The organism is Lacrimispora sp. 210928-DFI.3.58, assembly GCF_020554865.1.
Classification (GTDB): domain Bacteria; phylum Bacillota; class Clostridia; order Lachnospirales; family Lachnospiraceae; genus Enterocloster.
The window spans coordinates 1-11,754 of record NZ_JAJCIC010000041.1 but is presented as its reverse complement, the minus strand read 5'-3'; the positions used below and the strand labels follow the sequence as shown (position 1 = coordinate 11,754).

17 protein-coding genes are annotated in these 11,754 nt (G+C 48.3%); all 17 read left to right on the top strand.

The window, feature by feature from the left end; genetic code table 11:
- Nucleotide 1: 1 nt before the first annotated feature.
- On the top strand, nucleotides 2–181 hold the full coding sequence (locus tag LIZ87_RS18900) for a hypothetical protein (RefSeq protein WP_227148807.1): 180 nt from the start codon (nucleotides 2–4) through the stop codon (nucleotides 179–181).
- 247 nt (nucleotides 182–428) lie between these two features.
- Nucleotides 429–1,091, top strand: a complete 663-nt coding sequence (locus LIZ87_RS18895) for a hypothetical protein (RefSeq protein WP_227148806.1) — start codon at nucleotides 429–431, stop codon at nucleotides 1,089–1,091.
- A 20-nt stretch (nucleotides 1,092–1,111) separates the two neighbouring features.
- Nucleotides 1,112–2,089: a phage capsid protein gene (locus LIZ87_RS18890; RefSeq protein ID WP_227148805.1), complete on the top strand. Its 978-nt coding sequence runs from the start codon at nucleotides 1,112–1,114 to the stop codon at nucleotides 2,087–2,089.
- 11 nt (nucleotides 2,090–2,100) lie between these two features.
- Nucleotides 2,101–2,487, top strand: coding sequence for a hypothetical protein (locus tag LIZ87_RS18885; RefSeq protein ID WP_227148804.1), 387 nt, complete (start codon nucleotides 2,101–2,103; stop codon nucleotides 2,485–2,487).
- Nucleotides 2,488–2,490: 3 nt separating this feature from the next.
- Nucleotides 2,491–2,829, top strand: coding sequence for a hypothetical protein (locus tag LIZ87_RS18880; RefSeq protein ID WP_227148803.1), 339 nt, complete (start codon nucleotides 2,491–2,493; stop codon nucleotides 2,827–2,829).
- Complete coding sequence (locus tag LIZ87_RS18875; protein ID WP_227148802.1) at nucleotides 2,829–3,209, top strand: hypothetical protein; 381 nt, start codon at nucleotides 2,829–2,831, stop codon at nucleotides 3,207–3,209. Before LIZ87_RS18880 ends, LIZ87_RS18875 begins: the two co-directional genes overlap by 1 nt.
- Entirely contained in the window at nucleotides 3,209–3,613 is a 405-nt protein-coding gene (locus LIZ87_RS18870; RefSeq protein WP_227148801.1) for a minor capsid protein, read from the top strand. The genes LIZ87_RS18875 and LIZ87_RS18870 overlap by 1 nt, the downstream gene beginning before the upstream one ends.
- A 10-nt stretch (nucleotides 3,614–3,623) precedes the next feature.
- Nucleotides 3,624–4,082: a phage tail tube protein gene (locus LIZ87_RS18865; protein WP_227148800.1), complete on the top strand. Its 459-nt coding sequence runs from the start codon at nucleotides 3,624–3,626 to the stop codon at nucleotides 4,080–4,082.
- Nucleotides 4,083–4,094: 12 nt separating this feature from the next.
- A complete protein-coding gene (locus LIZ87_RS18860; protein WP_227148799.1) occupies nucleotides 4,095–4,400 on the top strand; it encodes a hypothetical protein in 306 nt (101 codons plus the stop codon).
- A gap of 13 nt (nucleotides 4,401–4,413) precedes the next feature.
- The gene (locus tag LIZ87_RS18855; RefSeq protein ID WP_319638598.1) at nucleotides 4,414–4,728 is read left to right on the top strand and encodes a Gp15 family bacteriophage protein; all 315 of its coding nucleotides are present in this window, start codon (nucleotides 4,414–4,416) and stop codon (nucleotides 4,726–4,728) included.
- Nucleotides 4,729–4,736: 8 nt separating this feature from the next.
- Nucleotides 4,737–4,895 carry a hypothetical protein gene (locus LIZ87_RS18850; RefSeq protein WP_227148798.1) on the top strand — a complete coding sequence of 53 codons (159 nt, stop codon included), beginning with the start codon at nucleotides 4,737–4,739 and terminating at the stop codon, nucleotides 4,893–4,895.
- 49 nt (nucleotides 4,896–4,944) lie between these two features.
- Nucleotides 4,945–8,133 (top strand): hypothetical protein, encoded by a 3,189-nt coding sequence (locus LIZ87_RS18845; RefSeq protein WP_227148797.1) that lies wholly within the window; start codon nucleotides 4,945–4,947, stop codon nucleotides 8,131–8,133.
- Between the two features lie 15 nt (nucleotides 8,134–8,148).
- The gene (locus LIZ87_RS18840) at nucleotides 8,149–8,526 is read left to right on the top strand and encodes a hypothetical protein (RefSeq protein ID WP_227148796.1); all 378 of its coding nucleotides are present in this window, start codon (nucleotides 8,149–8,151) and stop codon (nucleotides 8,524–8,526) included.
- A gap of 32 nt (nucleotides 8,527–8,558) precedes the next feature.
- Complete coding sequence (locus LIZ87_RS18835; protein ID WP_227148795.1) at nucleotides 8,559–10,757, top strand: hypothetical protein; 2,199 nt, start codon at nucleotides 8,559–8,561, stop codon at nucleotides 10,755–10,757.
- 1 nt (nucleotide 10,758) lies between these two features.
- Nucleotides 10,759–10,914: a hypothetical protein gene (locus LIZ87_RS18830; protein ID WP_227148794.1), complete on the top strand. Its 156-nt coding sequence runs from the start codon at nucleotides 10,759–10,761 to the stop codon at nucleotides 10,912–10,914.
- The gene (locus LIZ87_RS18825) at nucleotides 10,895–11,293 is read left to right on the top strand and encodes a hypothetical protein (RefSeq protein WP_227148793.1); all 399 of its coding nucleotides are present in this window, start codon (nucleotides 10,895–10,897) and stop codon (nucleotides 11,291–11,293) included. Before LIZ87_RS18830 ends, LIZ87_RS18825 begins: the two co-directional genes overlap by 20 nt.
- Nucleotides 11,290–11,733 carry a hypothetical protein gene (locus LIZ87_RS18820; RefSeq protein ID WP_227148792.1) on the top strand — a complete coding sequence of 148 codons (444 nt, stop codon included), beginning with the start codon at nucleotides 11,290–11,292 and terminating at the stop codon, nucleotides 11,731–11,733. The genes LIZ87_RS18825 and LIZ87_RS18820 overlap by 4 nt, the downstream gene beginning before the upstream one ends.
- Nucleotides 11,734–11,754: the final 21 nt, after the last annotated feature.

Sequence of the window (11,754 nt, the reverse complement as noted above, 5' to 3'; positions counted from 1 at the left end):
AATGTTCAGTAAAAAATACATGGACGAGATTAAGAAGGATCAGGAATTGGCTGCGTTAAGGAAAGAATATTATGACTTAACGGGGAAGCCGGCAGGCATTGATTTAATGAACCCTTTGCCGGTCAGTGAATGGAAAAAGAGACTGCACGAAGAAATAGTAGAATTAAAGAGAGAGCAGTAAAAGCCACCAGCCAGTAATGGTAGGTGGTATTTTTGTGTCCATTTGCGATATCGCAACAGAGGAGGTGAGGCGATGTGTAAAATGTGACAAAATCGAGGAGTAGGCACGCAGGCAAGTCCTGGGTGTTATTTTTATGCCCGAAGGCTCAAAACTACGGTGAGACACACTGTTACCAACTGTCCAGGGAGACACCCATAAAACTGTTTTTAGAGAGACACTCTTACAACTGTGAAAGGAGATTGAAATTATGAGGTTAAGACGATTAATGCCATTTTATGAAGCTGAAGGAGGCCAGGGAGGCGGCGGAGCTGGCGGCACAGGAGGGGGAGGAGGCACATCGGCACAAGGCCAGCAGGCAGCAGCCACACAGCAGACGCAGCCCTCGGCCATTGACTATGACCGTATTGCCCAGATCCTGGAAGGGAAGCAGGCCGCAACAGAAGAAAGCGTCCTGAAGGGTTATTTTAAGCAGCAGGGTTTAACCAAAGAGCAGGCCGATCAGGCAATCGCAGCCTTTAAACAGCAGCAGGCCGCGAACCAGCCGGATGTGGGAGCGATGCAGGCCCAGCTTACCCAGGCGCAGGCAGCGGCCCAACAGGCCCAGATACAGAGTGCGGCAACTATGGCAGCAGTAGCCCTTGGTATTGACGCAAAAACTATTCCCTATGTCCTTAAGATGGCTGATTTAAGCCAGGTAATGGGGCAGGATGGGAAGATCAATGAGGAGACCTTGAAAGCTGCGCTGAATAAGGTGCTGGAGGATGTGCCGGCCTTAAAGCCGCAGGCAGCAGGAGTGACTGGCTTTACTCAGGTAGGAGCGGCGGGGGGCTCTTCCCAGCAGGCCCAGCAGACCACAACGGCACCGCAGGCCTCCGTTGCAACAAAACGATGGAACCGATTCAACAACTAATTGAAAGGAGGGCATAAGATATGCCGAATTTGAACTATGCACAGGTTTGGGAGCCGGAGCTCCTGGAAATCCTCATGCAGGGGACGCTAACTTCCCCATTCGTAACAAGTAACGTCCGTTGGCTGGATGCCAAAACCTTCCATTTCACCCAGATGAGCACCAGCGGTTATAAGAACCACAGCCGTAACGGCGGATGGAACAGCGGCACCTACACTCAGACAGATGTGCCGTTCACACTGACCCATGACCGGGATATTGAGTTTCTGGTTGATAAGGCGGATGTAGATGAGACGAATGCAACAGCATCCATCCAGAACATTTCCCGTACTTTTGAGCAGACCCAGGTTGTGCCGGAGACGGATGCGCTGTTCTTTTCCAAGGTAGCCCAGAAGGCCCAGGCAACAGCAGGTTATTTCTCCAGTACGGCGGCATCTACCTATACGAAAGCAAACGTATTCGGAAAACTGAAGGATATCCTTGCCAAGGGTAAGCTGCGCCGATACAAAGCCAATGGTTCTTTGATTATGTATGTTACCAGCGCCATTATGGATGCTTTAGAGCAGTCCACAGAGTTTACACGCAAGATTGAGATGACTCAAATTGCAGAAGGCGGCCTGGGCATTGAAACCAGGGTGACGGATATCGATGGCGTTCCGATCATGGAAGTAATTGATGATGAGCGCTTCTATGATGCGTTTGACTGGGAGCCTGCAGAGGGTGGTTTTGTTCCTTACAAGAAGGTTGCTGCAGCAGAAGGGGTTGAGGCGGTGACTGGTGCCCATAAGATTAATGTATTGGTGGCCTGCGGGCAGACATGTAAGATCGTCCCTAAGATTTCCAGCATTTATTACTTCTCTCCGGGTGCTCATACTAAGGGAGACGGCTACCTGTATCAGAACCGCAGCCTGTCTGATGTGTTTGTGTTCCCCAATGGCCGCGATGGCAAGATCGACAGTATCTATGTGGATGTGGATACCACAGAATATACGGGAGCGTAGGAGGTGGGCTTATGGCTTACGAGCCTTACGTAACCCCTCAGTATTATCTGGAAACGTATAAGGGCAGCGCAGTGCCCGAGGAAGAGTTGGAGCAGCATTTGAGAGTAGCAAGCCGCCACATTGATTCCCTGACCTACAACCGCATTGTGGGCCGGGGATTTTCTAATCTGACGCCATTTCAGCAGGAAGTCATTCAGGAAGTGGTCTGCCAGCAGGCTGATTTTGAGCACGAAAACGCCGACATGATTGATACAGTCCTGTCGGGGTACAGCTTGAATGGTGCTTCGGTACAGTTTGGCAGCTCCTGGAATGTATACACAGACAAGGGCATTGCCATGAAAAAGGATGTGTATGCACTACTAGCTCAGACAGGCCTGTGTTGCCGGTTAGCGAGGTGACCTATGAAATACCCTGATTTAGTGCCCAAAAGGCTTTGCAGGACGCCGATACGTGTCCATTTGGAATCTGAGGAGATTTCTAACCTAGGGGAGCCGGTACGAGTGCTTGACCTTGACCTGATGTGCAACTTCCAGGACAAGGCCAAAACTATTCTGACTGCGGAAAAGAAGCTGGTGCAGATAACGGGCGTGGCTATGTTCTGTGGCGATATCGCCCCTGACTTTCCAGCTATTAGCGGCGGCACAGTGACAGTGTTTGGTCGGGAGCGGCGCATTGAGCAGGGCATGAAGGCCAGGAACCCGGACGGAACAGTAAACTACTGTCAACTGGAGGTGGTTTGATGCAGGTAAAGTCAACAGTGAAGATGAATATGCCGCGGATCAGGGAGCTGACGGATGCGGCTGTGAAAGCGTTGGAGCTTACAGCGGAGGCAGTGCACACAGAAGTGGTGCAGGCACAGGCTTTCCCATTCCGAACTGGCAATCTGCAAAATGAAAGCACCTTCGTGGATTACAGCAATTCAGCGCAGGGGAAGGTAACGCTGGTTTCCAGTACGCCCTACGCCAGACGCCTTTATTATCATCCGGAATATAATTTCGATAAAAAGGAGAATCCAAATGCCGGTGGGGAATGGTATAAGGGCTGGCTTCCGGGTGGGAAGCACTCAGATTTTGCTCAGAGAGCTTTTAAACAGTTCTACAAGCGGCTGGGAGGTGTATGATGCTGACTTTAAAAGATATCCGGCAGTACATCTCCGGCCTGGAGATCGCTGCCGACTGCAATGTCTACATAGGCAAGCTGGATAACAAGAAACAGAAGTCCATCGGCGTATACAACCGAAAGACAGACGGCCCGGTGCAGATTGCACTGGGAGGTTTGGGCCGTACCAGTTATGGCACTCGTCCAATTTCTCTGCTCGTGCATTGGAATAAAAGTGTGTCAGAGACAGAAGAAGCTGCCTATGAGCTGTATGAGAAACTATTAAATGAATCCAGTCTGATGATAGGCGATACCGAAGTCAGATTCCTGATCCTGCAAGTGCCGCAACCGGTAGATGTAGGGACGGACGATGATGGGGTGTATGAATATGTGATCTGGCTGGATTTTATCTATCAAAGAAAGTGAGGAGTAGGGAATGGCAGAAACAGCAGGAAAAGTGTATCCAGTACATAACAATGTATTTAAGTTCGGAACAAATGGCCTGGAGAGCACAGATGAGCAGATGGTAATGCCGAAAGATCTGGAGAATTTTGCCCCGTCTATTGATGGAACACTGGAAGAGTGGTATGCCATGGACGCAAAAGGCTGGGCTAAGGCATCCATGACTGGCAAGAAGTTAAGTTTTTCCTTTAAGGGCAAGCGCTCCGTAGGAGATACAGGTAATGATTATATTGCTGGACTTGCTTGGAAGTTCGGTCAGGATGTCATGACTAAGTTTGAGTGGGAGATGGTGTCCGGAGCAAAACTGGCGTGTGATGTAGTGGTAAATGTAACCACACCGGGCGGTGGAGATACCACCAATATTGACAGTCTGGAGTTTGAGGTAGTCTGCTATGGTAAACCAACCTTTACAGCAGCGCCTACAGGAGCATAAGGAGGTAAAACAATGGGAAAGAGAGTAGATATTACAGATAAATTGAGCTTTGAAGGTAATCCTGTTCTGGTTATCAAGGGTAGGGAGCTGGAAGTCAATGCAGATGCACCGACTATGCTTAAGGCGATGGGGCTGTTGTCAAGTGATGATCCGGGTATGTCGGAGATTCTGGAGGCTTATGGCATGTTGTTTTCACAGAGCGCTAAGGATGAAATTGAAAATAAACTGAAGCTCACATTTAAAGATTTGGTAATCGTAGTCCAGGAGGCAATCCAGTTAATTGCAGGTGAGGAGGAAGGCAGCCAGGGAGAGCAGTGACCCGTACTACGATCTGTTTGATGACTGGGATCTGATCATTTCCAGTTTTCTTTCGCAGTACGGGTTGAGGATCAGGACGAAAGAGTTTGAGTCAGTATCCTGGGATGAGTTTAAAGCACTTCTTGCGGGCCTCTCCCCGGATACTGCGTTAGGCCGTGTGGTTGCGATCCGGTCAGAGAAGGACAAGGATGTTATAAAGCATTTTACTGTGGATCAGCGCCGGATTTATGATGCATGGCAGGCCAGGCAGGTGAAAGAAATGCCACGGGCTACTTTTGAAAAAGAGATGGCGGGCCTGGAGAAAATGCTTGCAGCCTTGTGTGGGTAAAGGAGGAAATGAAAATTGAAAAAGTAGCTATGAACACAGAAAAGGTAAGATGCCCATATTGCGGACATCCGGTAAATGCTGTAAAGGGAAAGGATGCCAAGTGTCAGGGCATTTTCTTTAAATGCAAAAACCGGGATTGTAAAAAAGAATTTGAGTTAAAAATCTAAGACGCTGTGCCGATGTGCCTGTCTTATGTGAAAGAGGCAGGTGATTTTTATGGCAGCGGACAGTGTAGGTCAGATCGGGCTTGACCTGGTGGTAAATAAGGGCAGCTTTGACAAACAGATGGCTGGTATTCAGTCAACAGCAAAAAAGGCCGGCATGGCCCTTGCTGCGGCCTTTACGGTCAAGAAGCTGGTGAATTTCGGAGCACAGTGCATCGAGCTGGGCTCCGATCTGGCAGAAGTTCAGAATGTGGTGGATGTTACCTTCCCGCGGATGAGCAAGCAGGTTGACGCTTTTGCAAAGAACGCCATAACCCAGTTTGGACTGTCTGAAACCATGGCGAAGAAGTTTACAGGAACCTTTGGGGCCATGGCTCAAGCATTTGGCTTTGGAGAAAAGGCAGCCTATGACATGTCCACTACCTTGACCGGCTTAGCAGGCGATGTGGCATCCTTCTACAATATCAGCCAGGATGAAGCTTATACCAAGCTGAAATCCGTGTTTACTGGTGAGACGGAGAGTCTTAAGGATCTGGGCGTTGTTATGACCCAGACGGCACTGGACAGCTATGCTCTGGCAAACGGCTTCGGAAAAACTACGGCCAAGATGTCAGAGATGGAAAAGGTGGCCCTACGGTATAAATTCGTTCAGGATCAGCTTAGTACGTCTGCCGGTGATTTCAGCCGGACCGCCGATGGATGGGCCAACCAGGTACGTGTCTTGAAGCTCCAATTTGACAGCCTAAAAGCAACGATAGGACAGGGGCTTATCAATGTGCTTACGCCAGTTATTCAGGTCATCAACACCATCATAGGCAAACTGATGAGTCTGGCAAACGCGTTCAAGGCCTTTACGGAGTTGATCACTGGCAAGAAGGGCTCAGGCGGTGCAGGAGCAGCTGCCGCAGGTATGGAGGCCGTGGCGCAGTCAGCAGATAAAGCAGGGGCGGCTGCAGGAGGGGCAGGAAGTGCTGCCAAGAAAGCTGCCAAGGATATGAAGAGCGTCACCACTGGGATTGATGAGCTTAACATTATCAATCCCGACACCAGCGACAGCGGCAGCGGTTCTGGCGGAGGGGCAGGAGGATATGAGGTTGACCAGTTCGATATGGGCGAGCTGGATTCCTCCGCCGCTGATGAGATGGGCAGCAAGTACCAGGGCCTGATCGACAAGGCCAAGGAGCTGTCCAGCTTGTTTAAGGCCGGCTTCTGGGATGGTTTTGGAGACACCTCTGTATTTGACAGCATCCAGAACTCCATCGACAGCATCAAAACCAGCCTGCGGGATATCTTCACGGCTCCAGAAGTGGTGGCCGCTGCCAATTCTTTTGCAGATGCGGTGGCTTATAGCCTAGGACAGATAGCAGGATCTGTAGCTAGTATTGGGGCAACGATTGCGGACAATCTCCTCGGCGGAGTCGCTCTGTTTTTGGAACAGAATACCGGGAGGATTCAGGAGTACCTGGTAGCCATGTTTGATATTGGTGGCAGCATTGCCACAATATCAGGCAACTTTTCCAGTGCTGTAGCGAAGATATTCTCTGTGTTCAGGAGTGACAGCGCAAAACAGATCACTGCGGATATCATTGGCATATTTTCCGAAGTATTCATGGGGGTGACAGAACTCCTGGGGAAGCTGGGAAGAGATATCCTAAATGCTCTGACTAAACCTATCATTGATAATAAGGATGCTATTAAAAATGCGATTCAAGGTATTTTAGATACCATACAGCCCATTATCGGTAAGATAAAGGAACTGTTGGGTAAAATGTTTGATGGGCTTAACAAAGCCTATGATCTCTATGCAAAACCTGTTTTTGATGCATTGGCGCAAGCATTATCAGATGTGGTAGCCTGGTGTTTGGAAAATACAGGCACTATTGAGGCAATAACTGCGGTAGTAGCAGCGTTCTTTGCGGCATGGGAAGTAGTAAAACTAGGAGAGTTTATTATCAATGCTGGAGGCGTGGCCGGGATTTTTCAGAGCATGGCTGCCTCTATTGCTGCAGCAACTGCGGCTCTGTTAGCCAATGCTAAAGCTTTGATTGCGAATACAGCTGCGAAGATTGCTGACAAAGCAGAGACAGCAGCAATTGTAGCTTTGTATGCGAAGGATTTTGTGGTATCTGTTGCGTCTACGGTTTCTGCCTTAGCAAAACAGGCAGCTCAATTTGCAATCAATACAGCAGCCAAATTGGCAGATGCTGTTGCACAAGGGACTATGACAGCGGCAACTGTGGCATGGAACGCTGTATGTACAATAGCTACGGCATTGACAACAGCATTTGGTGCAGCAATCGCATTTTTAACTAGTCCAATAGGCCTGGTGGTTGTGGCGATAACAGGTTTAATTGCGGCTGGAGTGTTGTTATATCAGCACTGGGATGAAGTTAAAGCAAAAGCCCTTGAAGTATGGGAAAACATCAAGAATATTATCAGTGATACGTGGATCACTGTACAGACAAAAACAACGTTAGTATGGAATGCAGTCAAAAGCTTTGTTAATTCACAATGGAATAACATAAAATCGCTGGCATCTTCCATATTCGAGGCCATCAAAACAGCTATCACTACAGCCTGGGAGAACGTAAAAACAACCACATCGGAAGTTTGGGAGAGCATCAAGTCCTTCCTTTCTACTCTGTGGGATACTGTCAAGATTACAGCAGAGACCACCTTTACTAATCTGAAGGATTCTGTTGTTGGGGTATGGAATACCTTGAAAGAGGAAACCAAAAGGATCTGGGACGGCATTTGGGCTGACATTAAAGGCATTATCAACATGATCATTAATGGCGTAGAGAGCATGGCAAACCGTGTGATCGATGCCATCAATGCCATGATCGAAGCTGTGAATGAGGTTGCGGATAAAGTACCAGGAATCGGTGCAGAGCTGATCCCCAAAATCCCCAATATACACCTCCCACGCCTGGCCCAGGGCGGTTTTGTCCGAGCCAACACTCCACAGCTTGCCATGATCGGTGATAACCGGCATTATGGTGAGATCGTGGCGCCAGAGGACAAGATGCAGGAGATGGTTGACCGGGCAGTAGCGTTGGCAACACAGAATAGCAGCGGAGGCATGAGTGAATATTACCTTGCCTCAATGGTAGAGCTCCTTAAGAATATCGTTGATCTGATTGAGCAGATGGATATGACTGTTACTATTGATATCCGGGAGATCAAGAAAAAACTGGTGGAGCTGGATGCACGTAGCGGGCATAAACTTAGGACAACATAGAGGAGGCGGTAATAGATGGCGATTATTACAATCAATGGCCGGGAGTTCCCGGCTCCGGATGTGGGCGGAAAGCTGGTGGTTGCAACCAATGTCAGCCAGGGAAAAAATGCTTATGGCGAGTTTGTCGGCCAGAAGGTTGGGCGTGATCAATATAAGTTTGATAGCCTCCAGTGGAAATTCTTAGATGCAAAAACCTGGTCAGATATGCTGAAGGAGTTTAAAAACTTCGTAGTCATCGCAAGGATCCCGGATATGGTGAATAATGACTGGATCACGATCCAGATGTATCCAGGGAATCGGACTGCAGAACCGATAGAATTTGATGCCGCAGGCATGCCCACGAAGTACAAGAATTGTAAGGTCAATATCGTAGACTGCGGGGTGATCGAATAATGCTTTCTATGCCAAGCGCCTATAAACAGGCGATGGATACAAAATATCGCAACCAGTCCTATATGCTGGCGACGATCGGCGTTATCAACCAGGTTGCCCAAAAGGATTCCTGGGTAGCAGAAGACCAGGGAGCTGGGTACAGCTATCTCTCAAACCTGACCCGCCTCCTGGATAATTATGATGTAGAACTGGAATATGCCACCATGGAGCAGGACTGGTTCAAGGCGGACGGCTCTATGGTATTTCCGCCCCGGCCTGAAAATGTAGACTATCTGTACAATAATGGAGCTATATCTGCTGATATACTGGGCGGTATCTGTTTCTATTTTGGAAATACCTATAATATCCGTGGTCTGACCATCAACTGGGGCAGGAATTATCCGGTTGACTTTGCGATTACTAATGGGACTACCACAAAGGAATATACTGGCAACACATTAAGCTACTGGACAACAGAAGATATCTTTGACGGTACGGATTATCTGCTGATCACTCCTATAAGGATGGTTAATGGGCAGGACAGGCTGCGTATTTATAAGATTTTCATGGGTATCGGTATCTCCTTTGAGAATAAGAAGATCCAAAAGTCCACAAAGGCAGAATACATATCCCCTATTACAGAGGAACTGCCTACGATCGACTTTACCATGCAGGTAGAGAATTATAACCGTATGTTTGATGTGGAGAACCATGCCAGCGCGATCCATTACCTGGAAGTAGGCCAGGAGGTGACAGTCCGGTATGGCTATGAGGTGGTTGACGGTGGGCCAATTACCTGGATAGACGGATGTGTCTGTAACCTGTCGGCCTGGGAGGCGGACGATGAGGCCATGAGCTTTTCCGCAAAAGACAAGATCACGGATCTGGATGATACCTATTACAAGGGCTTGTACCGCCCGGAGGGGATAACACTCTATGATCTGGCCGTGGATGTGCTTATGGATGCAGGCCTGGATGAGCGGAAATATGATCTGGATGAATACCTGAAAAAGGTTGTGGTGTATAACCCGCTGCCTTGCGTGACCCACAAAGAATGCCTGCAGATCATCGCCAATGCTGGAAGGTGCAAGATTTATACAGACCGGCAAGGAACTATCTGTATAAAAGCTGCCTTTGTTACCGTCATTAGCCCAGAGCGGATGATTGTGCAGTCAGAGGACGCTACACCATGGAGCAGTCTCCCTTCTGTCATTAATGGTGTAACAAAATATGAGTACGCAACGATGTCCCAGAATCACTGCCTGGCAGATGGAAGTATGTTCTTCCTGCCGCATTCAGGGAGTTATCTGACAGCGGGGTTTGTATCAGAGGCCACAGCGGATGCAGAGGGGAACTTTGGGAACAATCCGAAGTTTACAATTATTTTAGAGGCAGCCATGGTCTACTACAGCTTAAAACTGAACTTTTCTAGCAATCCTGCCCAAGGCGTGACGATCCACACCTACTACGAGGGTGCTCTGCAGGAAAGCTATATGGTTCCTGATCCCTTCGGATTGGAGAATCTCATTGAGCATGAATTCCCGGAGTTCGATACCATGACCTTTGAGTTTACAAAAGGGCAGCCAAACAGCCGCATCTTTGTGGATTCTGTAGTATTTGGTGATGTAAGTGACTACAACATGAATTACCGCGTAATGACGAAGTATCCCAAAGGGATCCAAAAGGAAAAGGTCAGCAGAGTGGATGTGGTGCGTAGCCTGTATAGCCTAACCGATGAAGTACAGAACATCTTCCAGGAGATGGTAGATGTAACGGATTTCTCTGCGTATACCTTTTACTTTACGGAGGCTTCTTATGATGTAACAGTTGCGGCTGATGGGATGGTTCTTCCGATCAGTGAAAGCAGCAGTTATTATGTGACGGTGGATGTATCGGAGTTGACGGGGGAGCATGAATTTATAGTTGAAGGAAAGACCTATATTGTCACTGAAAAGATATGCTCTAAGACTATTAACACAACAGGAAAAATTGAAGAGTGGAGCAATCCACTGATCAGTGAAGAAGCCCTGGCACAGCTGCAGGCAGAATGGTTAGGGAATTATTTCCTGAATAACATTGAGTATGACATCGGATACCGTGGAGAGCCACGGCTGGACTCCGGAGATATCGTTTTTCTGGAGAATAAATATGTTGAAGGATTACAGATCCAAATATATGAGCATAAGCTGACCTTCAATGGGGCGCTGTCTGGAACGGCGAAGGCGCGGCGTGCAGTAAGTCAGGAGGGATAGGATGGCAAGAGAACAAAATGCAAGCCATGAAAAACAGAATCAGAGGACACCAACCGATATTCCGAAGCTAAAAGCGAAGGTAGAAAATATTGAGGAGCGGCTTGACAGATTGGAAAAGATAGTGGGAGGTGGAGAGAGTGCCTTGGCAGACGCCTAAAACAGACTGGAAGGCAACGGACTATTTTAACATCGAAGACTATAACCGTATAATCGGCAATCTGTCTTATCTTCGTGAGATGGCATTGGAAGTGTATAAGAGATTTCAAATGGCCGACATGGGGCAAGAAAAGGGTTATTCAGATTACATCTATGCAGATGAGGTCAATGCTATTGAGGCTAATTTGACAGCCATATGTGATAACACTTATCCATTTGCAGTTGGAGAACGGAGAACCTATTATCCAAACCAGCCGACTCCGGATTATGCGGAGTTTAATCGGATTGAATCTGCCTGCCTGCTGATATATAACAATCTGACGGGCCAGATAGCGGGACGCCGCAGGCTGGCATTTACGTTAGGAGGCGCAAGACTATGAAAACGGACTGGAAAGACGATGTATTTGAGGGAGAACACCGAAAATATAACATGATTACTAACGAAGATGGAACGGTGTCTTTTGAGGATATGACTACATACACCCAGCAAGGAGATGAGTTTGGGGCTAAGCAGCTTCAGGAGATTGGGGAAGAAGTCAACCGCATCCAGGAAACAAAAAGCGTCACCCTCCCCGCCGCCAACTGGACGGGTACCGAAGCACCGTTCGTACAAACCGTAACGGTGGAAGGGATAACAGGGACGGACAAACCAGGTCAGGGAATCATCTACCCGGAAAACTGCACTAGAGCACAGCAGAAGGCGATCAATAAGGCAGCTGGCTACCTATATGACCTGGAGACAGGGGATGGAACAATAACCTTCCGGGCAACGCTGAAACCCACAGCGGATATTACCCTGGGGCTGAAAGGAGTGAATTGATATGGCGCATGTACCGATTAC

What these genes read in the sequence shown, in the direction of transcription:
- LIZ87_RS18850 (WP_227148798.1), top strand. Translation starts at nt 4,737, where the DNA reads ATGAAAATTGAAAAAGTAGCTATGAACACAGAAAAGGTAAGATGCCCA.
- LIZ87_RS18835 (WP_227148795.1), top strand. Translation starts at nt 8,559, where the DNA reads ATGGATACAAAATATCGCAACCAGTCCTATATGCTGGCGACGATCGGC.
- LIZ87_RS18880 (WP_227148803.1), top strand. Translation starts at nt 2,491, where the DNA reads ATGAAATACCCTGATTTAGTGCCCAAAAGGCTTTGCAGGACGCCGATA.
- LIZ87_RS18870 (WP_227148801.1), top strand. Translation starts at nt 3,209, where the DNA reads ATGCTGACTTTAAAAGATATCCGGCAGTACATCTCCGGCCTGGAGATC.
- LIZ87_RS18860 (WP_227148799.1), top strand. Translation starts at nt 4,095, where the DNA reads ATGGGAAAGAGAGTAGATATTACAGATAAATTGAGCTTTGAAGGTAAT.
- LIZ87_RS18830 (WP_227148794.1), top strand. Translation starts at nt 10,759, where the DNA reads ATGGCAAGAGAACAAAATGCAAGCCATGAAAAACAGAATCAGAGGACA.
- LIZ87_RS18885 (WP_227148804.1), top strand. Translation starts at nt 2,101, where the DNA reads ATGGCTTACGAGCCTTACGTAACCCCTCAGTATTATCTGGAAACGTAT.
- LIZ87_RS18895 (WP_227148806.1), top strand. Translation starts at nt 429, where the DNA reads ATGAGGTTAAGACGATTAATGCCATTTTATGAAGCTGAAGGAGGCCAG.
- LIZ87_RS18875 (WP_227148802.1), top strand. Translation starts at nt 2,829, where the DNA reads ATGCAGGTAAAGTCAACAGTGAAGATGAATATGCCGCGGATCAGGGAG.
- LIZ87_RS18845 (WP_227148797.1), top strand. Translation starts at nt 4,945, where the DNA reads ATGGCAGCGGACAGTGTAGGTCAGATCGGGCTTGACCTGGTGGTAAAT.
- LIZ87_RS18840 (WP_227148796.1), top strand. Translation starts at nt 8,149, where the DNA reads ATGGCGATTATTACAATCAATGGCCGGGAGTTCCCGGCTCCGGATGTG.
- LIZ87_RS18890 (WP_227148805.1), top strand. Translation starts at nt 1,112, where the DNA reads ATGCCGAATTTGAACTATGCACAGGTTTGGGAGCCGGAGCTCCTGGAA.
- LIZ87_RS18900 (WP_227148807.1), top strand. Translation starts at nt 2, where the DNA reads ATGTTCAGTAAAAAATACATGGACGAGATTAAGAAGGATCAGGAATTG.
- LIZ87_RS18865 (WP_227148800.1), top strand. Translation starts at nt 3,624, where the DNA reads ATGGCAGAAACAGCAGGAAAAGTGTATCCAGTACATAACAATGTATTT.
- LIZ87_RS18820 (WP_227148792.1), top strand. Translation starts at nt 11,290, where the DNA reads ATGAAAACGGACTGGAAAGACGATGTATTTGAGGGAGAACACCGAAAA.